We start from the raw sequence: 26173 nt of genomic DNA, 5'->3' as shown, positions 1-26173 counted from the left end.
CGGGCCCAGCCGTGGGTGTCGACCCCGCTCCGGGCGGGGCGGGGGCCGTGAGCCCGGCGTCGGCCCCCGCCCCGGGCGGCGTCGTACCCGCCCCGGGCGCGGGCGTACGCGCCTCCGGACCCTCGTTCTCCGTCGTGTCGATCAGGAGCAGTCTGCCGTCGTGGGACGCGATCGCGATGCGGTCGCCCGTGGGGGACGAGATCATTTCGTGGACTCTGCCCAGGTGGCCCGAGGCCAGGCGGCGTGGGGGGCGGTCGCCCGTGGCGCGGGGGAGGTACGCGATCTCGATCGCGTCCTCGCCGTCCGCGTCCGTGACGTAGGCGACCTGGCCGCCGCCGCCCAGCATGTCCGGCTGCCGTACCCGTACCCCTGGAGTGTCCGCGATCGTGCGGGCCGGGCCGTCGCGGTGGGTGAGCCAGTAGAGGCTGCCCCGTACCGACACCGCGCTCGCCCGGCCCGTCGTGTCCACAGAGATCGCGTCCACGTGGCTCGCCGCCGGGACCTGGTAGGCGCGGCGGCCGGCGCGCGGGCCGCCCAGGCGTACGTCCAGCTTGCGCGGGACCGAGTCGGGGGTCAGCGCGTCCACCAGCCAGATGTCGCCCCCGCACTGGTAGACCACCCGGCGGCCGTCGGAGGAGGCGTGGCGGGCGTAGAACGCGTCGTGGTCGGTGTGGCGGCGCAGGTCCGTACCGTCGGGCAGGACCGAGTACAGGTTCCCCACCCCCTCGTGGTCCGAGAGGAACGCCACCCGCCCGTCCACGAACATAGGGCAGTCCAGATGGCCCCCGATGTCGGGGAGAAGGCGTTCGCCGTGCAGCCACAGGCGGCCCGTCGCCCCGCCCCGGTACCGCTTCCACGCCGCCGGCTCGTGCGGCGGCTTGCCGGTGAGCAGCAGGGTGCGGTGCTCGCCGTCGATGTCCGCCACCGCCAGGTCCGCGACCGGGCCCCACGGCAGCTGGCTGCCCGGCGAGCCGTCGGTGGGGACGCTGTAGGCCCAGGAGTAGTACGAGAACGGCTGGCCGTGCGAGGAGACCGCGAGGATCTGCGACTCCCCGTCCTCACCCGGCGGGGTCCAGCCGCAGACCCGGGTGTCGGTGGAGCCCCAGTAGCCGAGCCGGCGGGCCGGGCCCCCGTCCACCGGGGCCAGGTGGATCTCCGGGTCGAGGCTGCGCCACGTCGTGTAGGCGATCTGCCGGCCGTCGGGCGAGAAGCGCGGGTGACCGACTCTGGTGCGGTCGACGGTCACCCGCCACGCCCGTCCGGGCCGGTGCCCGGCCGGCACGAGGGGTGCGACCCAGAGGTCGTCCTCGGCGGCGAAGCACAGCAGGTCGTCGTGCAGGTGCGGGAACCGTAGATACGCGACGTCGTCACTCACCCCCCAATGCTTTCCGCGTGGAGGGGGTGCGGCAACTTCTGGCCGGGGACTTTTTGCGCCCACATTTATGCCGTCCTCACCTCTGTGGCGCAGACCACAAGCGAAACGGTTTCGTTTCGCTCGGTGCCGGGCTATCGTAGTACTGTACGAAACCGTTTCGTTCGGAAGAGTGGGCGAGAACGGGCGAGAAGAGCGGGCATGGACGCACAGGAGGTGGATCATGGCGGGTACCAGGCTGACGCCCGAGCGTGAGACCGAGCTGTACGGCACCGTGCTCGACCTGCTGCGCGAGGTCGGTTACGACGCCCTCACCATGGACGCCATCGCCACCTGCACCCGCTCCAGCAAGGCCACCCTCTACCGCCAGTGGGGGAGCAAGCCGGTGCTGGTCGCGCGGGCCCTGCGGCACACCAAGCCCGACGAGTTGCACCACGTCGACACCGGTTCGCTGCGCGGTGACCTGCACGCGATGACGGCGCTCACCGACGAAACCCAGATGGAACGGGACTCCGCGCTGATGCGGGGGCTCTTCCATGCCGTCCACGACAACCCCGACCTCCGCGCGGCGCTGCGCGACGTGGTGGTCGAGCCCGAGACGAGCGGACTCAAGACCCTGCTCCGGCGGGCGGTCGACCGCGGCGAGATCGCCGCGGACCATCCCGCGCTGCCGTTCGTCCTGCACATGCTGGTCGGCGCCTTCGTCGCCCGGCAGCTCATCGAGGACCGGTCCGTCGACCGGGCGTTCCTCGTCGCGTACCTGGATGCCGTGGTCCTCCCCGCCCTCGGCGTCTGATCGTCCCCGTACGCGAAGAAGTCCCCCAGTCCGCCAGTTCACCAAGCCCCAGCAGTCCCCGCAGTCCCCGCGGTCTCTCCCCGTAACACCCCGCATTTCCTGACGCGTGCCGCTCTCTCGCCGTCGGGTCGGCTCCCCATGCCCTTGTTTCGTCCACAGACCGGGAGTACGCCCTCGTGGCCACGTTCCTCTACAAGCTCGGCCGGCTCGCCTTCCGGCGCCGCCGCTACGTCGCCCTGATCTGGGTGGCCCTGCTGGCGTTCGCCGGGGTCGCCGCGGCCTCCGCGTCCACGCCCACCTCCAGTTCCTTCTCGATCCCGGGTACGGAGGCCCAGCGGGCCTTCGACCTGCTCGACCAGCGGTTCCCCGGGGCCAGCAGTGACGGTGCCACCGCCCGGGTCGTCTTCAAGGCGCCCGAGGGCGAGAAGATCACCGAGGCCGGCAACAAGGCCGAGGTCAAGAAGATCGCCGACGAGCTGAAGGCCGGCTCGCCGCAGGTCAAGTCCGTCAACGACCCGTTCACCACGGGCGGGGTCGCCAAGAACGGCTCGACCGCGTATCTGAGCGTCTCGTACAAGGTCGGCTCGGAGTCCCTGACCGACGCGACCCGTACCGCGCTGGAGGACGCGGGCGCCGACGCCAAGGCCGAGGGCATGGCGGTCGAGATCGGCGGGGACGCCCTCCAGGTCGCCCCGGAGACGGGCTCCGGCGAGATCATCGGTGTCGCCGTCGCGGCCGTCGTGCTGGTCATCACCTTCGGGTCGCTGATCGCCGCCGGGCTGCCCCTGGTCACCGCGCTCCTCGGCGTCGGCGTCGGGATCTCCGGGATCACCGCGCTCGCCACGGTCCTCGACCTGGGCTCCACCACCTCGATCCTCGCGATGATGATCGGCCTCGCGGTCGGCATCGACTACGCGCTGTTCATCGTCTCGCGCTACCGGGCCGAGCTGGCCGACGGCCGGGAACGGGAAGAGGCGGCGGGACGGGCCGTCGGCACGGCGGGATCCGCCGTGGTCTTCGCCGGGCTCACCGTGGTCATCGCCCTGTCCGGTCTCGCCGTGGTCAACCTCCCGATGCTCACCAAGATGGGCCTCGCGGCGGCGGCGACCGTGGTGATCGCCGTCCTCATCGCCCTCACCCTCACCCCGGCGATGCTCGGGTTCGTGGGCAAGCGGGTGTTCGGCCGCAAGGCCCGTAAGGCCATGGAACACACCGACGCGCAGGTGCGCGCCGGAGCGGTGCCCGTCGAGAAGAAGCCCAACATGGGCACCCGCTGGGCGCGGTTCGTGCTGCGCCGGCCGGTCGCCGTGCTGGTGGTGGGTGTGCTGGGCCTCGGTGCCATCGCCCTCCCGGCCACCTCGCTGGAGCTGGGCCTGCCCGACGACGGCTCGCAGCCGGTGAGCACCACCCAGCGCAAGGCGTACGACCTGCTCTCCGACGGCTTCGGCCCCGGGTTCAACGGGCCGCTCATGCTGGTGGTCGACGGCCAGGCGGACAACAACGCCAAGGCCGCCGCGCTCGGCATCTCGGCCACCGTGAAGAAGATGGACGACGTCGTCACCGTCCTCGACCCCGTGCTCAACAAGGCGGGCGACACCGCGACCGTCACCGTCATCCCCAAGGACCGGCCCTCCTCGATCAGGACCGAGGAGCTGGTGCACGACATCCGGTCCGCCGCGGCGGACGCCCGGGCGGAGAACGGCGCCGAGGTGTACGTCTCCGGCGCCACGGCCCTGAACATCGACTTCTCGCAGCGCATGAACGACGCCCTCCTGCCGTATCTGGCACTGGTCGTCGGGCTCGCGTTCCTGCTGCTGATGCTGGTCTTCCGGTCGGTCCTGGTCCCGCTCAAGGCCGCCCTCGGCTTCCTGCTCTCGGTGGTCGCGGCGCTCGGCGCCGTGGTCGCGGTCTTCCAGTGGGGCTGGCTCGGCGGTCTGCTCGGGGTCGAGCAGACCGGCCCGATCATGTCGATGATGCCGATCTTCATGGTGGGCGTGGTCTTCGGCCTCGCGATGGACTACGAGGTCTTCCTGGTCACCCGTATGCGGGAGGCGTACGTCCACGGCGAGCGGCCCGGCGAGGCGATCGTGACCGGGTTCCGGCACGGGGCGCGGGTGGTCTCGGCCGCCGCGGTGATCATGATCGCGGTGTTCTCCGGCTTCATCGGGGCCAGTGACGCGATGATCAAGATGATCGGCTTCGGCCTCGCCGTCGCGGTCTTCTTCGACGCCTTCGTCGTCCGGATGGCGATCGTGCCCGCCGTGATGGCCCTGCTCGGCAGGCGGGCGTGGTGGCTGCCGCGCTGGCTCGACCGCGCGCTCCCCGATGTGGACGTGGAGGGCGAGCAGTTGCGCAAGCGGCTCGGCGACGACACCAAGGGGTCGGACGGCTCCGAGCGTGAGCTCGTGCGCGTCTGACGCACGTCTGACGCACGTCTGACGTACGGGAAGGTCCGGCGTAGAGGTCCGGAAAAGGGGCCTCAGGTATACGTCTGACGTACCGAAGGCTCGGCGTACGGCTACCGGAGTACGCCGTCCCAGTGCTCCGGGGTGGGTGTGAGCGGCACCCGGCCCCGGACACGCACCGGCACCGTGGGGACGGGGGCCGGGAGCGGCGCGTGGCCCGGTCGCGCATCCCTGAGAGGGGATGCGGGACCGGGCCACAGCGCGTTGACAGGCGCATGTGCCCGGGTCAGGGACGGGCCTTTTCTTCTTTAGTTTTGTGTTTGTTTTCCCGGCGTATCGGCCAGGGCGGGTTACTGTCGGGTCGATCCGCTGTGGGGAGTGGGGGTAGGGGCCATTTGCGTGTTTTATGTCAATAGTGTGGTTGGTTCGTGCGGGTAGGGTAATCGGGGTATTCCGCGGGGGCGGGGGAAGCAGGGGGTGCTCGGTCATGGGGGATCGGCTGTGCTTCAAGGTACTGGGGCCGCTGATTGTGGTGTCGGGTGAACGCAAGGTCGTGGTGGGCGGGGCGCGGCAGCGCACGGTCCTGTCGCTGTTGTTGTTGAGCCCGGGACGGACCGTTCCCGTGGACACCCTGGTCGACGAAGTGTGGAACGGCTCCCCTCCCGCTACCGCGCGTACCCAAATCGCCATCGTGGTCGCCGCGTTGCGCAAGACGTTCAAGGCGGAGGGCGCGGGCGACGACACGATCGTGACCGCGCATCCGGGCTATCTGCTCAACACCGAGGGCCACTATGTGGATTCGGTGGATTTCACGGAACTGGTGGCGCGCGCCGAGGCCGACGCCGCCGAGGGGCGGCTGGACGAGGCGGCCCGGCTGTACCGGCGGGCGCTCGGCCTGTGGCGGGGGCCCGCGCTGGCCGGGGTGTCGGGCCTGGCGGTGGAGGAGGAGGCGGCCCGCCTCCAGGAGCACCGGCTCAACGCCTACGACGACGCGACGGCCGTGCAGTTGGCGCTCGGCCGGCACTACGAGCTGGTCCCCGAGCTGGCGGGGGTCGTACGGGAGCATCCGCTGCGGGAGCGGACCCGGCACCACCTGATGCTGGCGCAGTACCGGTCGGGGCGGCGCGCGGAGGCGATGGAGTCCTACCGCGACGCGCGCGAGGTGTTCGTCGAGGAGCTGGGCCTCGAACCGGGCCCGGACCTCCAGGAGTTGCACGACCTGATCCTCCGCGACGACCCGTCCCTGACGGCGGAGGGCGGCTCCGCGGGACCCGCGGCGGTGGCCGGCGCCCCGGACGTGGTCGTGGTGCCCTCCGAACTTCCCCCGGACGTCCCGGGGTTCACCGGCCGCGAGGGCGAACTGGCCGCGCTGGACGGCCTGGTCAGCGAGGTGACGGCGGGTGAGCACCGGCCCGCGATGGGGCTGGTGACGGGCGTCGCGGGGGTGGGCAAGACCGGCCTGGTGGTGCACTGGGCGCACCGGGTCGCGGAGGCCTTCCCCGACGGACGGCTCTTCGCCGACCTGCGGGGGTACGACGGGGAGCACGAGCCGGTGTCGGTCAGCGACGTGCTGAGCCGCTTCCTGCGCTCTTTAGGGGTCCGGGGCCCGCAGGTTCCCGACACCCTGGAGGAGCGGGTGGCGCTCTACCGCAGCCTGCTGTCGGAGCGGCGGGTCCTGATCGTTCTCGACAACGTGCGGACGTTCGCGCAGCTGCGCCCGCTCCTTCCCGGGAGCGGGGCGAGCTGCGCGCTGATCACCAGTAGGGACCAGCTGGAGCAGCTGGTGACGTGGCCGCACGAGGCGCGGGTCCATCTGGGGGTGCTGCCGCGCCAGGAGGCGGTCGAACTGGTCGGCCGGATCGCCGGGGTGGAGCGGATCGCGGCGCGCGCGGACGTGGTGCGGCTGGTCGAGCTGTGCGACCGGCTGCCGCTCGCGGTACGGATCGCGGCGGCGCGCCTCGCCTCGAAACCGCACTGGAGTGTGCGCCACATGGTGGGGCGGCTCAGTGACGAGCGGCGCAGGCTCGACGAGTTGAGCCAAGGGGAGTCGCAGGTCCGGGCCGGTTTCGAGCTGAGCTACCGGTACCTGTCGGTGTTGTCGGCGCGGCTCTACCGGTGCCTGGGCCTGGTGGACGTACCGGATTTCACGTCGTGGGTGGCGGCGGCGCTGCTGGACGTGGAGGTCCTTGACGCGGAGCTGCTGCTGGAGGACCTGGTGGACGCGCAGTTCCTCGAAGTGGTGGGGATAGACGCCACGGGACGGCTGCGGTACCGGTTGCAGAACCTCCTGCGGCTGTACGCGGCGGAGCGGGCGCGGCAGGACGATCCGGCGGGGGAGCGGCAGGAGGCGCTGCGGCGGGTCTTCTCCACGGGGCTGAGCATCGCCGAGGAGGCGCACCGGCGGGAGCACGGCGGGCATTTCAGCATCGTGCACAGCGGGGTGTCCCGGCGCCTGGTCGACTCGGAGCTGCTGGAAGAGCTGCTGGTGGATCCGCTGGAGTGGTTCGAGGCGGAGCGGCTGTGCCTGGTGGGCATGGTCGAGCAGGCGGCGCGGATGGGCATGGCGGGGCTGGCGTGGGACCTGACGGTGTCCTCCGCGGTGCTGTTCGAGACGCGCGGCTACATCGACAACTGGCGGGTGTGCGCGGGGCTGGCGCTGGACGCGGCGCGTGCGGCGGGTGATGTACGGGGCCAGGCGGCGATGTTGCAGCACCAGGGCGCGATCGCGCTGAGCCACCACAGCATGGACGACGCGGTGGCCCGGTCGCTGGAGGCGCTGGAGCTGTTCGCGTCGGCGGGGGAGGAGCTGGGGCGGGCGCTGGTGCTGCGGAACCTGGCGGTGGCGTACCGGATCACGGGGGAGGTGGAGCGGGTCGCGGAGTGCCTGACCGAGGCGCTGCCGGTGTTCCGCGCGGTGGGCGACCGTTCGTCCGAGGCGTCGGCCTTGCAGAGCATGGCGCAGCTGGAGCTGGACCGGGGGGACCCGGCGGCGGCGCTCGGGCACGCGCTGGAGGCGGTACGGGTCGCGGAGCCGCTCGGCTCCGGGGGGTCCAGGAATCTCGCGCAGTCGTTGTACCGGGTGGGCTCCGCGCAGTTCGCGCTGAACCGGTTCGCCGAGGCGGAGGCGGCGCACCTGCGGGTGGAGGAGCTGTCCCGGGCGAAGTGCGACGACCACGGGCTGGCACACGCGCTGTTCGGGCTGGGGCAGGCGCGGGCGGCGCTGGGGGCGGTGGACCGGGCGGAGCGCGCGTTCGTCGAGGGCCGGGCGATAGCGCAGGGGATCGACAGCCCGCTGATCGAGGGCCGGATCCGGCTGGGGCTCGGGGTGCTGCTGGGGGAGCAGGGGCGCTGGGAGGAGGCGCGGGTGGACGTCCTGCGGGCGGGCGAGCTGTTCAAGCGCAGCGGGGCCACGCCGTGGGAGGAGGAAGTGGCGCGTGTGCTGGAGGAGTTCGGGACGTCCGGCTGATTTCGCTGTGTAGAGCGGCCATACGCCCTCTATAGGGCGGGTGCGCAGCATCGTCGCAGAACCAGTTGCCGAACTGTGGAGTCTCTGATGCGGTCTGCCCCCGAGGTGCCTTCGTTCGCCGTGATACCCGGTGCCCAGGTGCACCGGGTCCTCGATGGCCGGCACCGGGAGGTGGTCGGGCTGATCGAGGCCGCGTACCGGCTCCACGGTGTGGGCGACACCGTCAACCCGCCGTCGTACTTCCTGCGCTTCCCCGACCGCCCGTCCTCGCGGATCATCGCGCTGCCGGCGTCGCTGGGCGGCAAGGACGCGGTCGACGGGATCAAGTGGATCTCCAGCTTCCCGGAGAACGTGGTGGCCGGGATCCCCCGCGCCTCCGCCGTGCTGATCCTCAACGACCACGACACGGGCTATCCGCTGGCGTGCCTGGAGAGTTCCATCATCAGCGCGGTACGGACCGCCGCGTCGGCCGTGCTCGCGGCGCGGACCCTGACCCAGGGGCGTGAACGGCCCCTGCGCGTGGGCTTCTTCGGGGTCGGGCTGATCGCCCGGTTCATCCACCAGTTCCTCGCGGGGACCGGCTGGGCCTTCGAGGAGACCGGGGTGTACGACCTCTCCGCGGAGCACGCCGGCGGATTCGCCGCGTACCTGCGGGGGACGGGCGACAACGGCACCGTCACGGTCCACGACAGCGCCGAGGAGCTGATCCGTACCAGCGACCTCGTCGTCTTCGCGACGGTCGCGGGGACCCCGCACGTCACCGACCCGGCGTGGTTCACCCACAACCCCCTGGTCCTGCACGTCTCGCTGCGTGACCTGTCGCCCGAGGTGATCCTGTCGGCCGTCAACGTGGTGGACGACGTCGAGCACTGCCTCAAGGCCGACACCTCCGTGCACCTGGCCGAACAGCGCACCGGGAACAGGGACTTCCTCGACGGGACCCTGTACGACGTGCTGACCGGGGACCTGACGGTTCCGGCCGGCCGGCCGGTGGTCTTCTCGCCCTTCGGGCTCGGCGTCCTGGACCTGGCGCTCGGCAAGCACGTCTACGACACCCTGCGCGACGGCGGCGAACTCGCCGTCGTGGACGAGTTCTTCCACGAGATGCGCCGCTACGGCTGAGGAATGAGACCTGTTGTGACCACTTTGCTCGACGATCCGCCCCGCAACCCGCCCCGTCCGGCCGAGGCCGGGCGGGGCCCCTTCACCGTACGGGTCGAGGAGAGCGCACTCGACCCGCATCATCCCCTCGACCTCTACGCCGAGTTGGCCGGGTCGCACGAGGGCGCGGCGCACGAGGTGTTCGTCCTGGAGAGCGTCCCGGGCCCCGGGCAGTCCCCGGGAGCCACCGTCGTGGGCCACGGCGTGCTCGCCGAGATACGGGTCCACGGCGACCGGATCGCCCTCGGCGGCGCCCCCGCCGTCCTCGCCGCGCTCACGGAGAGCGCGGGGCGGCTCGGCATCGGGACGCTGCCCGGGGGTGAGCTGGCCCTGCGCGACTCCGCGCAGGTGTGGGACGTACTGCGGGCGGCCCAGGGCCTGTTCGCCGTCGAGACCGGGCGACCCCTGGACACGTACGCCTTCGGGTTCCTCGCGACCTTCGGCTACGGCTCCGCCTGGCACATGGAGGAGCTGCCGGCCCGCCGGCGGGCGCCGGGGGCGGAGGCCGAACCGGACATGGTCCTGAGCCTGTTCCGCGACACCCTCTGGTACGGGCCAGGCGTCACCGGCCCCGACTCCACCGGCCCTGGCACCACCGGCCCCGGCGCCACCACCGTCCGCCGCCTCACCGCGCACAGCGACGCCTTCGGGCCCGCCCCGGACCGCGACCCGGTGGGAGCGGCCGTGGCGGCGGTCACCTCGCGCGAGGGGTCCCTGATCGCGGCGGACGTGCCCGCCGCGCCCCGCCCGCGCTCGGTGCGGGACAGCTCCGACGAGGCCACGTTCCTCCGCCGGGTCGACCGGTGCCTGGAACACATCGGCGTCGGCGACATCTACCAGATCCAGATCGGCCACCGGATCGACGTCGACACCGGCCTCGGCCCCTTCGAGGTCTACCGGCGGCTGCGGCACCGCAACCCCTCCCCGTACATGTACCTCCTGCCGCGCGGCGGCCGGACCGTCATCGGGGCCAGTCCCGAGGTGCTCTTCCGTACCGAGGGCGACGAGGTCGTGATGCGGCCCATCGCCGGGACCGCGCCGCGCAGCGGACGGCCGGAGACCGACGACCCGAGGGTCGACGCGCTGGTGGCCAGCGAGAAGGAGCGCGCCGAGCACGTGATGCTCGTGGACCTGTGCCGCAACGACGTCGGACGGGTCAGTGTGCCCGGCTCGCTGGAGGCCACGGGGCTGATGACCGTCGAGACCTTCTCGCACGTCTTCCACCTCGTGTCGACCGTACGGGGCACCCTCGCCGAGGGGCACGACACCTGGTCGGTGCTGGGCGCGACCTTCCCGGCCGGGACGGTGACCGGCGCCCCGAAGATCCGCGCGATGGAGATCATCGAGGAGCTGGAGACCGAACCGCGCGGGATGTACGCGGGCGCGGTCGGCCTGATCGACCTGCGGGGCTGGAGCCAACTCGCCCTGTGCATACGGACGATCGTGCACGACGGACGTACTGGCACCTATTCCACCCAGAGTTGCGCGGGCATCGTCGCCGACTCCTCGCCCGAGGCCGAGTGGCGGGAGACCCTGCACAAGATGGGCGCCGCCTACTGGGCCCTGACCGGTGAGGAGTTGCTGTCGTGAAGGTCCTTCTCGTCGACGCGTACGACAGTTTCACCCACATCATCGACCAGTACCTGCGCACGCTGGGAGCGGACACGGAGGTCGTCCGCTCCCGCACGCGCACCCCCGCGCAGCTCGCCGGTCTGCTGCCCGACGCGGTGGTCCTCGGCCCCGGGCCCGGCCACGCGGACGTGTCGGGGCACGTGGAGCTGGTGCGTACCTTCGCCGGGCACGTGCCGCTGCTCGGGATCTGCCTGGGGCACCAGGCGATCGCCCTGGCGTACGGGGGGCGGGTCAGCGTCGCCGGGAGCCTCAAGCACGGGAAGACCAGCGCGGTCTCCCACGACGGCTCCGGGGTGTTCGAGGGTCTCGCCTCGCCGATGACGGCCACCCGCTACCACTCGCTGATCGCCCACGAACCGCTGCCCGCGCCGCTGGTGGCCACCGCGCACGCCCTGGACGACGGCTACGTGATGGGGCTGCGGCACCGCACGCTGCCCGTGGAGGGGGTGCAGTTCCACCCCGAGTCCGTCACGACCGTCGGCGGACTGCGGCTCGTGGACAACTTCCTGTCCGGCGCCCGCCGGCACAGGCCCGCCCGGAGGGAGTCCGTTCATGGTGCGCGACGGTGACACGCGGGCGCTGCCCGCCGCCCAGCAGCCCGACTGGCCCGACCAGGACGCGGTCGAGGAGGTCCGCGCCGAACTGCGCGGCGCCCTGCCCCTGGTGATCCCCGGCGAATGCGATCTGCTCACGTCGCGGATCGCGGCGGTCGCGCGCGGGGAGGCGTTCCTGCTCCAGGGCGGCGACTGCGCCGAGACGTTCGAGGGCGTCCAGGCCGATCCCGTACGCGCCAAGGTCCGCACCCTGCTCCAGATGGCGCTGGTCCTCACGTACGCGGCGGCCGTACCGGTGGTCAAGGTCGGCCGGATGGCGGGGCAGTACGCCAAACCCCGCTCGGAGCCGACCGAGACGCGCGGCGGGCTCACCCTGCCCGCCTACCGGGGCGACGCGGTCAACGACGTCGCCTTCACACCCGAGGCGCGGGCCCTCGACCCGCGACGGCTGCTGCGCACCCACCAGGCCGCCGCCGCCACGCTCAACCTCGTCCGGGCCTTCACGACGGGCGGCTACGCGGACCTGCGCCAGGCCCACGCCTGGAACCAGGATTTCGTGGCGCGGTCGCCCGTGGGGGACCGGTATGCGGAATTGGCGGTTCAGATAGACCAGGCGCTGAATTTCATGCGCGCCTGCGGAATCGACGAACCGGTGCAGCACGCCGTCGAATTCTTCGTGAGCCACGAGGGGCTCCTTCTCGATTACGAGGAGCCCCTTGTCCGGGAGGATCCGCTGACGGGACGGATGTACTCATCCAGCGGGCATATGCTCTGGATCGGCGAACGCACCCGGCAACTCGACGGGGCACATGTCGAATTCTTCTCGAAGATCGCCAATCCGATCGCGGTGAAACTCGGTCCCGGTACGAGCGCGGACACCGTCCTGTCGCTGATCGACCGGCTCGACCCCCAGCGCGAACCGGGCCGGCTGACCTTCGTCGTACGGATGGGGTCGGAGCTGGTACGTGACCGGCTGCCCCCGCTCGTGGAGAAGGCGGCGGGGCACGGCGCGGCGGTGGCGTGGGTGTGCGATCCCATGCACGGCAACACCTTCAAGGCCCCGTCCGGCCACAAGACCCGCAGCTTCGACGCCATCGCCGACGAGGTCAAGGGCTTCTTCGAGGTGCACCACGACCTCGGGACCCATCCGGGCGGGCTGCACCTGGAGTTCACGGGCGGTGACGTCACCGAGTGCGTGGGCGGCGGTACGGACGTCCTGCTGGAGGACCTCGCGGACCGGTACGAGTCGGCGTGCGATCCGCGGCTGAACCGTACGCAGTCCCTCGATCTGGCATTCCTCGTAGCCGGGATGTACAGCCCCGGATAATCCCGCGCACCACGGGTGACATCGGCTTTATCATCGACCCCGGTGGAATGAAGGCCCGGCGATATGGGAGCGAAGCCGGGCCTTCCTAATGTTCTGGCTGTCGGACCAAACAGCAGGTCAGAACATACGGGGAGACGGAAAAATGACGCTCGTCCAGGTAGCCAGGAGAATCCGGAACATCGCCGTCGTCACCTCGGCGGGCGCGGCGATTTGCGTCTCGACGCAGATCTCGGCGTATGCCGCCCCGGGGGCGGCGGCGGTGGGTGCTTCCCACGTGGCCGTCGCACAGGGTGAGAACCCGTGGCCGTTCTCGGTGAACGACGAGAATCCGTGGCCGGTTTCGCAGAGCGACGAGAACCCCTGGCCGCTTTCGGCGGGCGACGAGAATCCGTGGCCGCTTTCGGCGGACGGCGAGAACCCCTGGCCCGTGACGACGGACGGCGAGAACCCGTGGCCCGCCCCGGAGGGCGAGAACCCCTGGCCCGTTCCGGCCGACGAGAACCCCTGGCCCGCCGCTCCGGACGGCGAGAACCCGTGGCCCGCCCCGGCCGCGGTGTCCTGAACGGGCCGGGTCCACCCGTACCCACCAAGGAGAAGACCAGTGACCCTCATCCCGTCGGACATCTCGTCGGACATCTCGTCGGACATCTCGTCGGACATCCGGTCGGAATCGGACCGAGTGGCGCGTACGTGGCCCCGGCTCCTCCAGGACGTACTGCGCGGCCGTGACCTGGCCGCGCCGGACACGGCCTGGGTGATGGACCAGGTGATGCGGGGACAGGCCACCCCCGCGCAGATCGCCGGCTTCCTGGTGGCCCTGCGCGCCAAGGGCGAGACCGTGGGGGAGCTGGAGGGGCTGGTCGAGGGGATGCTCGATCACGCCGTACGGATCGACGTGCCGGGCCGGACGGTCGACGTGGTGGGCACCGGGGGGGACGGTGCCCACACCGTCAACATCTCGACCATGTCCGCGATCGTCGCGGCGGGGGCGGGGGCGCGGGTGGTCAAACACGGTAATCGGGCGGCGAGTTCGGCGTCCGGCTCGGCCGATGTGCTGGAGGCGTTGGGCGTCACGCTGCGGCTGCCGCCCCGGCGGGTGGCGGAGCTGGTCGACGAGGTCGGCATCACGTTCTGCTTCGCGCCGGACTTCCACCCGGCGATGCGGTACGCGGCGGCGCCGCGGAAGGAACTGGGCATCCCTACCGTCTTCAACGCGCTGGGTCCGCTGACCAATCCGGGGGCGCCGACGGCGCAGGCGATCGGGGTGGCCGACGCGCGGTTGCTGCCGCTGATCGCCGGGGTGTTGGCGCGGCGGGGTGGTACGGGGCTGGTGTTCCGGGGGGACGACGGGCTGGACGAGCTGACCGTCACCACGACGTCGACGGTGTTGGTCGTGGGGGAGGGCGAGGTGCGGTCGGAGCGGTTCGATCCCCGGGAGGTCGGGATCGGTCTTGCGCCGGTCGGGGCGTTGCGGGGTTCTGACGCGGTGTTCAACGCGGGTGTGGCGCGGCGGGTGTTGGGGGGTGAGCCGGGGCCCGTGCGGGACGCGGTGCTGCTCTCGGCCGGCGCGGCGTTGGCCGCGGTGGAGTCGCCGGGTGGGCGGTCTCTTACGGAGCGCCTTGCGTCTGCCGTGGTGACGGCGGGGCGGGCGATCGACTCCGGGGCGGCGGGTGCCACGCTGGAGGCGTGGGTGCGGGCGTCCGGGAGTGTGCCCGGGCTCCGGGCGAGCGCCTTGTCCTCAATCGCCGGACGGGCTTGATCGGTGTGGTGCCGCTCCGTCCCGCGTGCGGGTTACTGATGTCCTCAATCGCCGGACGGGCTTGAATGGTGTGGTGCCGCTCCGTCCCGCGTGCGGGTTACTGATGTCCTCAATCGCCGGACGGGCTTGAATGGTGTGGTGCCGCTCCGTCCCGCCGGACGGGCTTGATATGCGTACAGGGCTCTGCCCCGCCGGGGTTGGTGGCGGGGCAGAGCCCTGTGGGCGGATCGTCGTCATCGGGTCGTGGCTGGTTCCGGGAGGGGTACGGGGGGTTTCTCGGGGGCCGTGTCGCGGCGGATCCACGTCAGGGCCGGGGACGTCACCGCCGTCGTGATCAGGGCCATCAGGACCAGGATCGTGAACAGCTGCTGGCTGATCACGCCCAGTTCCAGGCCCAGGTTCAGGACCACCAGTTCCGTCAGGCCCCGGCAGTTCATCAACGCGCCGATCGACATCGCGTCGCGCCACGACTGGCCCACCGCTCTCGCCGCCGCCGTGCTTCCGCCCCACTTGCCGAGCACCGCCACCGCCAGCACCGCCAGCGCCCACAGCCACTGGACGGGGTCGCCCACCAGGAGGGAGACGTCCGTACGGAGGCCCGTCGAGACGAAGAACAGGGGGAGCAGGACCGGGACGGCGAACGCGCGCAGCCGGGCGCTGGAGCGTTCGACCGCGCGGGAGCCCCGTGGGGTGATCACGCCGAAGACGAACGCGCCGAACAGCGCGTGCACACCGATCCGGTCGGTCGCCAGCGCCGACAGGCAGAGGCCGCTGAACAGCACCACCAGCACCACACTGTCCGCGCTCTTCGCGGTACGAGCCGACCAGCGGGCCATCAGCGGCTTCACGACCAGCAGCATCAGCCCCAGGAACGCCGCCGCCATCAGCGCCGTCGTCAGCGCCTCGGCCGGCGAGCCGCTGGTGGTCACGGCGACCACGGCGGCCAGCAGGCACCACGCCGTGACGTCGTCCACGGCCGCGCACGCCATCGCGAGCGAGCCGAGCCGGGTCCCGTACAGGTCCCGGTCGGTGAGGATACGGGCCAGCACGGGGAACGCCGTGATGCTCATGGACACCGCGATGAACAGCACGAACGCCGTCTTGTCCACGCCGGGCGGCGCGAACGTCCCGTACATCGCCAGGGCGAGCAGCGCCCCCAGCGCCAGCGGCAGCGCGATGCTCGCCTGGCTGACGGCGACGGCGGTCCTGCTGTGTCCGCGCAGGCCCCCGGTGTCGAGCTCCAGGCCGACGAGGAACATGAACGCCAGCAGCCCGAGGTTGCCGATCGCGGAGATGAACGGCAGCACGGTGTCGGGGAAGAGCCAGGCCTGGGCGTCCGGTGAGATCCACCCCAGCAGGGACGGGCCGAGCATGATGCCGATGGTGATCTCGCCGATGACCGGCGGCTGGCCGAGCCGGCGGACGAGCAGCGCGCCCGCCTGGCAGGCCAGGATCACCACCGGGATCGCGATCAGCAGATCGGGCAGGGGGTCAGGAGCCGACATGGCTCGCTCCTTCCTTGGCGCCGGTGGTCGCGTCCGACCAGCGCGCGTAGCGGCGACGGGCGTAGAGGAGGGGTTCGGCGTTCTCGTGCTGGGTGACCCGGTGGACGCGGACGAACACCGCGGTGTGGTCGCCGACCTCCTCCGTACCGACCACCGCGCAGTCCGCGATGGCGTGCGCGGCGGCGGTCAGGTGCGGGCCGCCCGCGCCCAGCGGCAGCCGCCATTCCGTACGGGTGAACCGGTCGGCGGCGCCCGACGCGAACAGGTCGGAGGTGTCGCGGGCGTCCTCGTGGAGCAGGTTGAGCGCCAACTGCCCGCTGCCCAGGACCGCCTGGGTGGTGGGGCCGGCCGTGCGCAGGCAGATGACCAGCGTGGGCGGGTGCAGGGCGACGCTCGCCAGTGAGCTGCACGTCATCCCGTGCGGGGTGCCGCCCGCGGCGGTGGTGGTCACCACGGAGACGCCGGAGGGGAAGCCGCCCATCAGCGGGCGTATGTCGGCTTCGGTGAGCGGCGGTTCGGTCATGGGTTCTCCTCTTCTCGGACGTCGCGCCGCGCGCCCGGCAGCCGGGCGGCGGAAGGCGCCCCGGCCGCCGGGCGCGCGGCGCGGACGGCTACTTGCCGTGCAGCTGGAGCAGCGATTCGTAGGTGCTGGGGAGGGTGTTGAGCAGCTCCTGCTGCTCCTTCTTGACCTGTCCGAACATCGCCTGGGCGGCGGCCACGGACTCCGGCTTGTGGTTGAGGACCGGCAGCGGCGCGTCCGGCTCCAGGCCGAGGCCGGCGAAGATGCAGTAGTAGCGCTCGTTGGTCCAGAAGTTACGGAACTCCGCCTCGAAGTTCCCGTAGTACGTGGAGTCGTCGGTGATCGCGGAATTCACCGCGAGGCCCGCCTTGTAGATGTCGATCTTCTCGCGGATGCTGTCGGGGAGCTTCAGCTCCTTGTTGGCCCGCCAGAACGGGGTGTCGTTGCGGGGCGCGAAGTAGAAGTGCGTCTGGATGAAGTCGCGGGTGTCGTCGAACATCACCTCGATTTCCTTGTTGAAGTTGTTGATGAGCGCGTCGTTGAACGTCTTGTCCGGGAAGTGCTTCGCCAGCTGGTAGACCGCGGCGGTGATGAAGTAGATACCGGTCGACTCCAGCGGCTCCAGGAATGCCGTCGAGAGGCCGATTCCCACCACGTTCTTCACCCAGGCGCGGCGGTTGCGGCCGACCCGGAACTTCACGTGGTTGAACTTGGTGGTCTCCGGGTCGAGGTCCCACAGGTCACAGAATTCCTGGGTGGCCTCCTCCTGCGTGGTGAACTTGCTGGAGTACACGTAGCCGGTGCCGAAACGGCCCAGCATGGGAATCTTCCAGGTCCAGCCCGACGACATCGCGATGGCCGAGGTGAACGGCTCCACACCGTTCGCCTCGTCGTCGTGCGGCACCGCGGTGGCGACCGCCCGGTCGCACAGCAGCAGGTCGCTCATGTCGATGAAGGGCTCCTCCATCGCCTGGTTCATGAGCAGGCTGCGGAAGCCCGAGCAGTCCACGAACAGGTCGGCCTCCAGGACCTTCCCGGACTTGGTGTGGAGCGCGTGGATGAAGCCGCGCTCGTCCTTCTCGGCGTACGTCATCTCGTCCTGGACGTGCCGCACGCCCTGCTTCTCGGTGGAGAAACGGCGCAGGAAGTCCGCGACGAGCGCGGCGTCGAAGTGCCACGCGTACCGGGTCGGCGAGGTGCCGTCGAGGTGGCGCGGCGACTTCTTGGCGTCCATCAGGGGCGCCTCGCGGAAGCACGCGTAGTCGTACGGCTCGTCCGTCTTTCCCTCGTACTTGTTCTTGAACCAGTAGTGCGACATCGGGGTGTTGTCGTGGTCGGGGCTGATCCCGAACGGGTGGTAGAAGTGGTCGGGCCCGCCCTTCTCCAGCTCCCGGGGGCCGGCCTGGCCCTTGCCGCCCGTACGCCAGTTGACGAACCGGACCGCCATCTTGTAACTCGCGTTGCACTCCCGCATCCAGTCCTCCTCGGCGATGCCGAGGAAGTCGAAGAGGACGCGGTGCAGATTGGGGACGGTGGCTTCGCCGACACCGATACGGGGAATGCTGGGCGCCTCCAGCACCGTGATGTCGACCGTGTTCTGAAGGGCCTTGCCGAGATACGCGGCGGTCATCCAGCCGGCCGTACCGCCGCCGAGGATGACAACCTTCTTGATGGCGACGTCTTGCGCGGATCGGGTGCCGGTCATATCGAAGTCTCTCTTCCGTCCTGACTCTGCGGATGGGTATCTGTGGCGTGAATGAGCGTCGGCGGACTCCCTACGGCGCATCTATAGCGGACCGGAAAAGGCCGAATGAGATCGCTCCGCCGCGGCGTATGCCGGGCCGTATGCTCCGGCGTATGCCATGGCGTATGTCCTGGCGTATGGAGGGCGTATAGCGGGCGGGGCCAGCCTCGGTGCAGTTGATTCCGCACTCGCAACCCCCCAGTAGAGGATGGCTGCATCACATGCCGAGCACAGAAGGGAAGCCCGAGGCGGGGCTGAAAGGCATCCTCTCCACGGTGGGAGGAACCCCCCTCATAGAACTCGAACGGCTGATTCCCGGGTTCACCTCGCGGGTGTACGCCAAAGTGGAGCGATTCAACCCGGGCGGCAGCGTCAAAGACCGCTCGGCGCTCAGCATGGTCGTCACCCGGATCAGGAGCGGAGAACTCGTCCCGGGCAAATCCACGGTCATCGAGTCCAGTTCGGGAAACCTCGCGATCGGCCTCGCGCAGATCTGCGGCTACTACGGACTGCGGCTCATCTGCGTGGTGGACACCCGCACCACGCGGCAGAACATCGGCATCCTGCGCGCCTACGGCGCGGAGGTCGACATCGTCACCGAACCGGACCCGGTCACCGGCGAGCTGCTGCCGGCCCGGCTGCACCGGGTCGCCGACCTGATGGCCCGTACCCCTGACGCGTACTGGCCCGACCAGTACGCCAACCCCCTCAACCCGAGGGCCCACCGCACCACCATGCGGGAGATCGCCGAGGCCCTCGACGGCAAGGTCGACCAGCTCGTCGTGGCCGCCGGGACCAGCGGCACGCTCAGCGGGTGCGCGCAGTACATCCGCCGCCACCACCTGGGCACCGTCGTCAACGCGGTGGACGCCGTCGGCAGTGTCCTGTTCGAGTCGACCGCGAGCTGCGCGCGGCTCGTCCCCGGGCACGGCGCGTCGGTCGTACCGAAGCTCCTCAGGCGCGCCGACGCCGACCGGGTCGTGCACGTCGGCGACCTGGACTGTGTGGTGGGCTGCCGCACCCTGGTCGGCCGCGAGGCGATCCTCGCCGGCGGTTCGTCGGGCGCGGTCGTCTCCGCGCTCGTCAAACTCGCGCCCACCATCGAGGCCGGCTCCAACGTGGTCGTCGTCCTGCCCGACGGGGGCGACCGCTATCTCGACACGATCTACGACGACGACTGGGTACGCACCCATTTCGGTGAGGTCGAGCACCTGTGGAAGAACCACGTGCGCGACGACCGGACCGGCCAACTGGCTGATATAGGCCAGTCATAGCGGGGTCTTTCACCATGGAAGAACTGAAATCCCGATTCGCGTAATCCTGAACTCCGGAGGAACCGATGACCACCCAGATCGCCGACCTCGACAGCGGCAGCAAGGCGCAGATCAAGGAAATCGTCTGCGACATCCTGGAACTGGAGCCCGAGGAACTCACCGAGACCAGCCTCTTCAAGGAGGAGCACGACGCGGACTCGCTGCGCACCATCGAGATCCTCGCCGCGCTGGAGCGCACCTTCGGCCTCACCCTGGAGCAGGCGGAGCTGAGCCGGATGGTCAACCTGACCGGCGTGTACGCCGTCGTCGCGGAGGCCGAGGGAAAGTGAGCGCGCCGACCGGCACAGGGCGGCGGGAGACCGCCAGACACCGGGTGGTGATCACCGGCCTCGGTGTGGTGACCAGCATCGGCACCGGCGTCGACGCCTTCGCCCAGGGGCTGCGGGCCGGACGCAGCGGGGCCAAGCCGATCTCCGCGTTCGACACGACGGGCTTCGCCCACTCCAACGCCTGCGAGATCACCGACTTCGAGCCCGAGGCCTGGCTGCGCGAGCTGTCGGCCGACGAGCTGGGCCGGGCCGCGCAGTTCGCGGTCGCGGGCAGCCGGATGGCCGTGGCGGACGCGGGACTGGCCGAGGAGGACGTACAGGCCAGGCGGACCCTGGTGTCGATCGGGACGACCGACGGGGAGTCCAGGGACCTGGACCACCTCACCGCGCTCCAGGTCACCGAGGGCCAGGACCGGCTGGACGCGACCGTCGCCCGCCGGGTGTGGCCGGGCCGGCTGTCCGCGGGCATCGTCCGTGAACTGGGCCTGGAGGACGTGGAGACGGTCACCGTCCCCACCGCCTGCGCGGCCGGCAACTACGCGGTCGGGTACGGCTACGACGCGATCAGCTCGGGCGACGTGGAGATGGCGCTGTGCGGCGGGGCCGACGCGCTGTGCCGCAAGACCTTCACCGGCTTCTACCGGCTGGGCACCATCGCGCCCGACGTGTGCCGCCCCTTCGACACCGAGCGGCAGGGCATCCTGACCGGCGAGGGCGCCGGCATCCTGCTGATGGAGTCGCTGGAGTCCGCGCTGGCCCGCGGCGCCCGGATCTACGCCGAGGTGCTCGGGTACGGGTTGTCCTGCGACGCCAGCCACCCCGTGGCGCCCGACCGGGACTCCATCGCCCGCTGCATCACGGCCGCGCACCGCAACGCCGGGATCGAGGCGTCCGACGTGGACTTCATCTCGGCCCACGGCACCGGCACGCGCGCCAACGACGTGACCGAGGTGGGCGCGATCCGCCAGGTGTTCGGCGACGAGCTGCCGCGCACGGTCTCCATCAAGTCGATGATCGGCCACACCATGGGCGCGGCGAGCGCCCTGGCCTCCGCGGCCTGCTCGCTCGCGCTCCGGGAGGGCTTCATCCCCCCGACGATCAACCACCGTACGACGGACCCGGAGTGCGGCGTCGACTGCGTGCCCAACGTGGCGGTCGAGGCCGAGCTGAAGGTCGTGCAGAACAACGGACTGGCCTTCGGCGGCAACAACGCCGTGCTGGTGCTGGGCCGTTGGGACGACGCCACGGATCGGACCGGCCACACCGACCGGACCGAACACACTGACAGGACCGAACACACCGACAGGACCGGCCCGACGCAGGAGAGGAGATGAACAGCATGGCAGCCGACGCGGACCACCACCCCGCACAGGACCTGGTCATATCGGGCTGGGCCGTGTCCTCCCCGTACGGACTCGGCAGGGAGGCGTTCACCGGGGGACTGCGCGCACGACAGCGCGCGGTCGCCGCCGTGGACCACGACCAGTGGCCGGTGCCCTACGAGGAGGCCGGGCTCATCCCCGGCTTCGACATCAAGAGCGTGCTGGGCCGCAAGGGCACGCGTTCCATGGACCGCGCCACCGGGATCGCCGTCACCACGGTGGGGATGCTCCTGGAGGACTACGGCCAGGAACTCGCCGCCCACCCCGAGTCGACGGGCCTGGTGCTCGGCACCTCGGGCAGCGTGCAGTCCATCATGGACTTCACGAAGGACGCCCTGACCGGTGACAAGCCCTACCTGGTCGACCCGGCGAAGTTCCCCAACACCGTCATGAACTGCCCCAGCGGGCAGAGCGCCATCCGGCACACCCTCAAGGGCCCCAACGTCACCGTCTCCGGCGGCGCCGCCACCGCCCTGCTCGCCCTCAACTACGCGTCCCGGCTGCTGCGCGGGGGACACGCGACGGCGCTGCTGGCCGGCGCGGCCGAGGAGTTCTCGGTGCAGCGCGCCCGCCTGGAGCAGGTCGCCGACCACGGCGGGGCCGAGGCGCCGCCGCTCGGCGAGGGCGCCTCGCTCTTCCTCCTGGAGAGCGGCCGGGCCGCCCGCGAGAGCGGTCGTACGGTCCTCGCGACCGTCCTCGGCTGCCGGTTCCGGGCCTTCCGGTCCGTCGACCGCGCCTCCGCCGGTCTGCGGACCTGCGTGGACGACGTCCTGCGCACCGCCGGGGCGGACCCCGGCGACGTGGCCCTGATCGCCCCCGGCACCCCGCCGGGCCTCCTCGGCAAGGAGGAGACCTCGGCGCTCGACACCGTGGGCGGCACGCGGCTCGCCGTACGCCCGCTGCTCGGTGACGCGACCGCCGCGTCGGCCGCGTTCCAGCTGGCCGCGGTGCTCGCCGCGCGGGCCGACGATCCGTCGCTGGCGGGGCGCCTGGCCCTGGTCACGGCGGTGGACCGGGACGGCACGGTGGGCGCCGCCCTGCTGCGGCTCGGCTGAGCACACTGCCGTTCAGATCGCTGAACACACTGCTGAACCCCGAACACACACCGACGACGCACCAGAGAAAGGGCACGCCCATGTCCGACACCCCCAGGCCGGTCGCCCTCGTCACCGGCGGATCGCGCGGCATCGGGCGCGCCGTCGTCGAGGTCCTGGCACGCGACGGACACGACGTGGCCCTGTGCTACCGGTCCGACGACGACGCCGCGGCGCTCGCCGTGAAGTCCGCCCAGGCGCACGGGGCGCGGGCCTTCGCCCAGCGGGTCGACGTCACCGACCGGGAGCAGGTACGCGCCTTCGTCACCCGGACCGAGCAGACACTCGGGGCCGTCGACACCCTGGTCACCGCCGCCGGCATCGTCCGGGACAGCAACCTGGCGACCATGGCGGACGAGGACTGGGACGCCGTGGTGCGCACCAACCTCGACGGTACGTACAACTTCTGCCGGGCCGTGTCCTTCCCGATGCTCAAGCGCCGGCGCGGCACCGTGATCACCCTGTCCTCGGTGGCAGCCGGGGGACAGGCGGGACAGACCAACTACTCGGCGTCCAAGGCCGGGATCATCGGTTTCACCAAGGCTCTGGCCAAGGAGGGCGGCCGGGCCGGGCTGCGCGCCAACGTGGTGGCGCCCGGATTCGTCCGTACGGACATGACCGGCGGCCTCTCCGAGAAGTACGCCAAGGACATGACCAAACTCATCCCGCTCGGCCGGTTCGGCGAGCCGGAGGAGGTCGCCGAACTCGTCGGCTTCCTCGCCTCGCGGCGCGCCGCGTACATCACCGGACAGGTCTTCTCCATCGACGGCGGCCTGGTCCTCTGACGCCCGGTCCTCTGACATCCCTCCTCTGACAGCCCCGTACACCCAAGGAGTTCGTCATGGCCGCTCGCGCCGCCAAGCCGCCCCGGTTCTACTTCAACCTCCGCAGTCCCTACAGCTTCTTCGCGCTGCTCGAACTGGAGCGCGACCACCCGGACGTACTCGACCGGCTCGAATGGCGGCCCTTCTGGGAACCGGACGAGACCAGTGAGAAGCTCCTCGCCGAAGCGTCGTCGGGGGCGCAGTTCCCCTACCACGCGATGTCGCGCGCCAAGCAGTTCTACATCCTCCGGGACGTGCGCAGGCTCGGCGCGGCGCGCGGCCTGGCGCTGACCTGGCCGGTGGACCGCGACCCCTGGTGGGAGCCGGCTCACCTGACCTGGTTCCTCGCCGAGCGCGAGGGGTTGGGGCGGGCGTGGGTACAACGCGCCGGGCGAGCACGCTGGTTGGAGGGGCGCGACATCTGCGACCCGGCCACCGTGCGTGAGTTGGCCGAGGAGATCGGTCTGGACGGCGAGGAGGTGGCCGGTGCCACCGACGACCCACTGATCCGCGAACAGGCCACCCGGGCGCTGGTGGACGTCGTCCGCGACGGAGTGTTCGGGGTGCCCTACTTCATCCACGGCTCGGAGCCGTACTGGGGGCTGGACCGGGTCGCCGCGTTCGCCGCCTCCCTGCCGCCCGCCGCGGAGCTGCCGCGGGAGGAGCCCCGGCAGCCGGCGCCGACGGTCCTCGCCGCAGGCCGTACCACCGACATGAGCCACGCGGGAGGATGCGGATGAACACCGCCCTTGACACCGACATCGACACTGACACTGACACCGATACGGCCGCCTCCGTGACCCTGCCGCTCACCGCGATCCAGGAAGCGATGTGGACCGCGTACCGCATGGCCCCGGACAGCTCCGCCTACAACATCGTGATGCCGCTCCTGCTGACCGGCTCCCTCGCCCCGGCCGCCATGGCCGCCGCCGTCACCGCCGTCGGCGACCGGCAGGAGCTGCTGCGCTCCGTCTTCACCGAGCGGGACGGCACCCCGGTGCGCACCGCCGCCGCGAAGGCCCTGGTGCGCCTGGAGACCCTGGATCTGCGCGACGCCGACACGGAGACCTTCCACCGGGCCGTCGAGCAGGCCGGTGCCCGTCCCTTCCGGCTGGAGTCCGCGCCCTTCCGCGTGGTGCTGGTACGGGGGTCCGGCGACCGGTGGGCGCTGGTGACCGCCGCCCACCACATCGTCAGTGACTTCACCTCGCGCTGGCTGCTCGTCCGTGACCTCCTCGACGCGTACGCCGGTCTCGCGGCCGGTACGGAACCCGCCTGGCGCCCCCTTCCCGCCTCCTACACCGACCACGCCGCCGAGGAACTGCGCCACACCGCCTCCGAGTCGGGGACCCGCGCCGCCGGACTGTGGCGCGAGTCGGTCGCGGGATCCCCCGCCGCCGAACTGCCCCTGGACCGGCCCAGGCCCGCCGTACGCTCCCTGCGGGGCGGCACCGTGGTCCGCCCGCTGGCTGCGGAGGTCACCGACGGCCTCGGCGCGGCGGCGGACGACGCGGGGGTGACCCCGTTCGCGTACCTCCTGGGCGTCTTCCAGGCGCTCACCCACCGCTGGACGGGACAGGAGAACTTCGTCCTCGGGGTGCCGGCCACCAGCCGGATGGGCCGGGCGCAGCGCGATGTGATCGGCTGCTTCCTCAACACCATGCCCCTGCGGGCCGACTTCGACGCCACGAGCACCTTCCGGAGCGTCGCGCGGCAGGCCGGTGAGCGGGTCATGCGCGGCATGATCAACATCCGCTACCCGTGCTCGCTCGCCTTCCCGCAGGCCACCGTCTTCCGCACCGCGCTGTTCCTCGTCCAGATGGACCGGATGGACCCGCCGGTGCCGGGTGTCCCGCCGGGGGAGAGTGTCGGCCCCGGCATCCCGTACGCGGGACTGGACGTCGCGCTGATCGACGTACCGCAGCAGGAAGGGCAGTTGGACCTCCTGCTGCGGATCGAGCAGACGCCCGGCGGGGTGACCGCGGTCTTCTCGTACGACACCGATGTGCTGGACCGGTCGACGGTCGAGCGCTTCGCCGACGGGTACGAGCGGCTCCTCGCCGCCGCCGTCACCTCGCCCGCCACCCGCGTCGCCGACGTGGAACTCGCCGGGCGGGACGAGACGGACGCGCTGCTGGCCCTCGGGTCCGGCACCACCGCCGACTTCGGCGACTTCGACTCCTTCGAGAACTCCTGGGACCACTGATGAGCACGAGTACGAGTACGGGCAGGACCACGGGCAGGACCTCAAGCACGGGCATACGCGTCGCGATCACCGGAGCGGGACTCGGCGGGCTGACCGCCGCGGCCTCGCTGCACCAACGAGGCCTGGACGTCCGGGTGTACGAGCGCGGGGAGACCCTGCGCGAGCAGGGCGTCGGCATGCACCTGGGGCCCAACGGCACCCGGCTGCTGCGGCGGTTGGGCCTGGGCCCGGCGCTCGACCGGGCCGCCGTGCGCCCCGAGGCGCTGGAGGTACGGGCCCTGCACGACGGGTCGCTGCTCACCCGCCAGGAGATGGGCGCCGACTGGCAGGAGCGCTTCCGGGCCCCGTACCTCACCGTCCACCGGGGCGACCTGCACCGCATGCTGGCCTCGCTCGTTCCGGCCGAACGGGTCCGTACCGGGAAGGAGTTGGTGCGGTACGAGGAGACCGTGTACGGGGTCGTGCTGCACTTCGCCGACGGGTCCCGGGACCACGCGGACGTGCTCGTCGGCGCCGACGGGGTGCACTCGGTGGTACGCGGCGCGCTGGCCGGCCGGGATGCGCCGGTGTACTCGGGCAACAGCGCGCTGCGCGGGGTGGTGGACGCGGCGGACCTGCCGCACCTGGACCCCTCGCTGATGTACATGTACGCGGGCCCCACCACGCGGGTGCTGCTGTACCCGGTCAGCGGTGGCACGCAGTTCACTTATGTCGTTGTGACGCCCGCTCCGCCCGGCGCCGACGAGTCCTGGACCAGCGCGGGCGAGCCGGCCGACCTCGAAGCCGTACTGGCGGGCTGCGACCCGGCGCTGGGCCGGCTGGC

The 26173-nt window shown here is 71.3% G+C and carries 20 protein-coding genes and 1 pseudogene; 17 read left to right on the top strand and 4 right to left on the bottom strand.

Going from position 1 to position 26173, the window contains the following annotated elements:
- Positions 1–1375 (bottom strand): annotated as a pseudogene (locus GT042_RS28025) (peptidase S41); the annotation flags it as partial.
- A gap of 220 nt (positions 1376–1595) precedes the next feature.
- On the opposite strand from GT042_RS28025, the gene GT042_RS28020 reads away from it, so the two are divergent.
- From GT042_RS28020 to trpD, 9 genes are all read left to right on the top strand, one after another.
- Positions 1596–2168, top strand: coding sequence for a TetR/AcrR family transcriptional regulator (locus GT042_RS28020; RefSeq protein ID WP_161311061.1), 573 nt, complete (start codon positions 1596–1598; stop codon positions 2166–2168).
- A gap of 176 nt (positions 2169–2344) precedes the next feature.
- Positions 2345–4585 (top strand): MMPL family transporter, encoded by a 2241-nt coding sequence (locus GT042_RS28015; RefSeq protein ID WP_161311062.1) that lies wholly within the window; start codon positions 2345–2347, stop codon positions 4583–4585.
- A 475-nt stretch (positions 4586–5060) separates the two neighbouring features.
- The gene (locus tag GT042_RS39940; RefSeq protein WP_161311063.1) at positions 5061–8039 is read left to right on the top strand and encodes a BTAD domain-containing putative transcriptional regulator; all 2979 of its coding nucleotides are present in this window, start codon (positions 5061–5063) and stop codon (positions 8037–8039) included.
- An 87-nt stretch (positions 8040–8126) separates the two neighbouring features.
- Positions 8127–9161: a 2,3-diaminopropionate biosynthesis protein SbnB gene (gene sbnB, locus GT042_RS28005; protein WP_161311064.1), complete on the top strand. Its 1035-nt coding sequence runs from the start codon at positions 8127–8129 to the stop codon at positions 9159–9161.
- A 15-nt stretch (positions 9162–9176) separates the two neighbouring features.
- A complete protein-coding gene (locus tag GT042_RS28000; RefSeq protein ID WP_345943950.1) occupies positions 9177–10790 on the top strand; it encodes an anthranilate synthase component I family protein in 1614 nt (537 codons plus the stop codon).
- Positions 10787–11401, top strand: a complete 615-nt coding sequence (locus GT042_RS27995; protein ID WP_161311500.1) for an aminodeoxychorismate/anthranilate synthase component II — start codon at positions 10787–10789, stop codon at positions 11399–11401. The genes GT042_RS28000 and GT042_RS27995 overlap by 4 nt, the downstream gene beginning before the upstream one ends.
- Positions 11385–12713, top strand: coding sequence for a 3-deoxy-7-phosphoheptulonate synthase class II (locus GT042_RS27990; protein WP_161311499.1), 1329 nt, complete (start codon positions 11385–11387; stop codon positions 12711–12713). The genes GT042_RS27995 and GT042_RS27990 overlap by 17 nt, the downstream gene beginning before the upstream one ends.
- A 142-nt stretch (positions 12714–12855) precedes the next feature.
- Positions 12856–13275: a hypothetical protein gene (locus tag GT042_RS39935; RefSeq protein WP_161311498.1), complete on the top strand. Its 420-nt coding sequence runs from the start codon at positions 12856–12858 to the stop codon at positions 13273–13275.
- A gap of 96 nt (positions 13276–13371) precedes the next feature.
- Entirely contained in the window at positions 13372–14472 is a 1101-nt protein-coding gene (trpD, locus tag GT042_RS27980) for an anthranilate phosphoribosyltransferase (RefSeq protein WP_161311503.1), read from the top strand.
- A gap of 233 nt (positions 14473–14705) precedes the next feature.
- On the opposite strand, the gene GT042_RS27975 is transcribed toward trpD, so the two are convergent.
- From GT042_RS27975 to GT042_RS27965, 3 genes are all read right to left on the bottom strand, one after another.
- Positions 14706–15977: a cation:proton antiporter gene (locus GT042_RS27975; RefSeq protein WP_161311497.1), complete on the bottom strand. Its 1272-nt coding sequence runs from the start codon at positions 15975–15977 to the stop codon at positions 14706–14708.
- Positions 15964–16500, bottom strand: a complete 537-nt coding sequence (locus tag GT042_RS27970) for a flavin reductase family protein (RefSeq protein WP_161311496.1) — start codon at positions 16498–16500, stop codon at positions 15964–15966. The genes GT042_RS27975 and GT042_RS27970 overlap by 14 nt, the downstream gene beginning before the upstream one ends.
- 88 nt (positions 16501–16588) lie before the next feature.
- Complete coding sequence (locus GT042_RS27965; RefSeq protein WP_161311495.1) at positions 16589–18202, bottom strand: tryptophan halogenase family protein; 1614 nt, start codon at positions 18200–18202, stop codon at positions 16589–16591.
- A gap of 260 nt (positions 18203–18462) precedes the next feature.
- Between GT042_RS27965 and sbnA the strand changes: the two genes are divergently transcribed.
- The 8 genes from sbnA to GT042_RS27925 all read left to right on the top strand — a co-directional run.
- A complete protein-coding gene (gene sbnA, locus GT042_RS27960) occupies positions 18463–19515 on the top strand; it encodes a 2,3-diaminopropionate biosynthesis protein SbnA (RefSeq protein WP_161311494.1) in 1053 nt (350 codons plus the stop codon).
- Between the two features lie 65 nt (positions 19516–19580).
- Positions 19581–19844, top strand: a complete 264-nt coding sequence (locus GT042_RS27955; RefSeq protein WP_161311493.1) for an acyl carrier protein — start codon at positions 19581–19583, stop codon at positions 19842–19844.
- Entirely contained in the window at positions 19841–21178 is a 1338-nt protein-coding gene (locus tag GT042_RS27950) for a beta-ketoacyl-[acyl-carrier-protein] synthase family protein (protein WP_161311492.1), read from the top strand. Before GT042_RS27955 ends, GT042_RS27950 begins: the two co-directional genes overlap by 4 nt.
- 5 nt (positions 21179–21183) lie before the next feature.
- A complete protein-coding gene (locus GT042_RS27945) occupies positions 21184–22281 on the top strand; it encodes a beta-ketoacyl synthase N-terminal-like domain-containing protein (RefSeq protein ID WP_161311502.1) in 1098 nt (365 codons plus the stop codon).
- A gap of 80 nt (positions 22282–22361) precedes the next feature.
- Positions 22362–23105: a 3-oxoacyl-ACP reductase FabG gene (fabG, locus tag GT042_RS27940; RefSeq protein ID WP_161311491.1), complete on the top strand. Its 744-nt coding sequence runs from the start codon at positions 22362–22364 to the stop codon at positions 23103–23105.
- Positions 23106–23161: 56 nt separating this feature from the next.
- Positions 23162–23884, top strand: coding sequence for a DsbA family protein (locus tag GT042_RS27935; protein WP_161311490.1), 723 nt, complete (start codon positions 23162–23164; stop codon positions 23882–23884).
- Entirely contained in the window at positions 23881–25350 is a 1470-nt protein-coding gene (locus GT042_RS27930) for a condensation domain-containing protein (protein WP_161311489.1), read from the top strand. The genes GT042_RS27935 and GT042_RS27930 overlap by 4 nt, the downstream gene beginning before the upstream one ends.
- Positions 25350–26173 (top strand): FAD-dependent monooxygenase (locus GT042_RS27925; RefSeq protein WP_161311488.1); only part of this gene is annotated, 824 nt, incomplete at its 3' end. The genes GT042_RS27930 and GT042_RS27925, both read left to right, overlap by 1 nt.

Origin of the sequence: Streptomyces sp. SID3212, assembly GCF_009865405.1 — a bacterium.
Taxonomy (GTDB): Bacteria; Actinomycetota; Actinomycetes; order Streptomycetales; family Streptomycetaceae; genus Streptomyces.
This window is presented reverse-complemented; position numbering and strand designations above follow the sequence as displayed.

Excerpts from the sequence above, each read along its gene's own strand:
- GT042_RS27990 (WP_161311499.1), top strand. The coding sequence starts at position 11,385 with ATGGTGCGCGACGGTGACACGCGGGCGCTGCCCGCCGCCCAGCAGCCC.
- fabG (WP_161311491.1), top strand. The coding sequence starts at position 22,362 with ATGTCCGACACCCCCAGGCCGGTCGCCCTCGTCACCGGCGGATCGCGC.
- GT042_RS27930 (WP_161311489.1), top strand. The coding sequence starts at position 23,881 with ATGAACACCGCCCTTGACACCGACATCGACACTGACACTGACACCGAT.
- GT042_RS28020 (WP_161311061.1), top strand. The coding sequence starts at position 1,596 with ATGGCGGGTACCAGGCTGACGCCCGAGCGTGAGACCGAGCTGTACGGC.
- GT042_RS39940 (WP_161311063.1), top strand. The coding sequence starts at position 5,061 with ATGGGGGATCGGCTGTGCTTCAAGGTACTGGGGCCGCTGATTGTGGTG.
- sbnA (WP_161311494.1), top strand. The coding sequence starts at position 18,463 with ATGCCGAGCACAGAAGGGAAGCCCGAGGCGGGGCTGAAAGGCATCCTC.
- GT042_RS39935 (WP_161311498.1), top strand. The coding sequence starts at position 12,856 with ATGACGCTCGTCCAGGTAGCCAGGAGAATCCGGAACATCGCCGTCGTC.
- GT042_RS27955 (WP_161311493.1), top strand. The coding sequence starts at position 19,581 with ATGACCACCCAGATCGCCGACCTCGACAGCGGCAGCAAGGCGCAGATC.
- GT042_RS27965 (WP_161311495.1), bottom strand. The coding sequence starts at position 18,202 with ATGACCGGCACCCGATCCGCGCAAGACGTCGCCATCAAGAAGGTTGTC.
- GT042_RS27970 (WP_161311496.1), bottom strand. The coding sequence starts at position 16,500 with ATGACCGAACCGCCGCTCACCGAAGCCGACATACGCCCGCTGATGGGC.
- sbnB (WP_161311064.1), top strand. The coding sequence starts at position 8,127 with ATGCGGTCTGCCCCCGAGGTGCCTTCGTTCGCCGTGATACCCGGTGCC.
- GT042_RS27945 (WP_161311502.1), top strand. The coding sequence starts at position 21,184 with ATGGCAGCCGACGCGGACCACCACCCCGCACAGGACCTGGTCATATCG.
- GT042_RS27935 (WP_161311490.1), top strand. The coding sequence starts at position 23,162 with ATGGCCGCTCGCGCCGCCAAGCCGCCCCGGTTCTACTTCAACCTCCGC.
- GT042_RS27975 (WP_161311497.1), bottom strand. The coding sequence starts at position 15,977 with ATGTCGGCTCCTGACCCCCTGCCCGATCTGCTGATCGCGATCCCGGTG.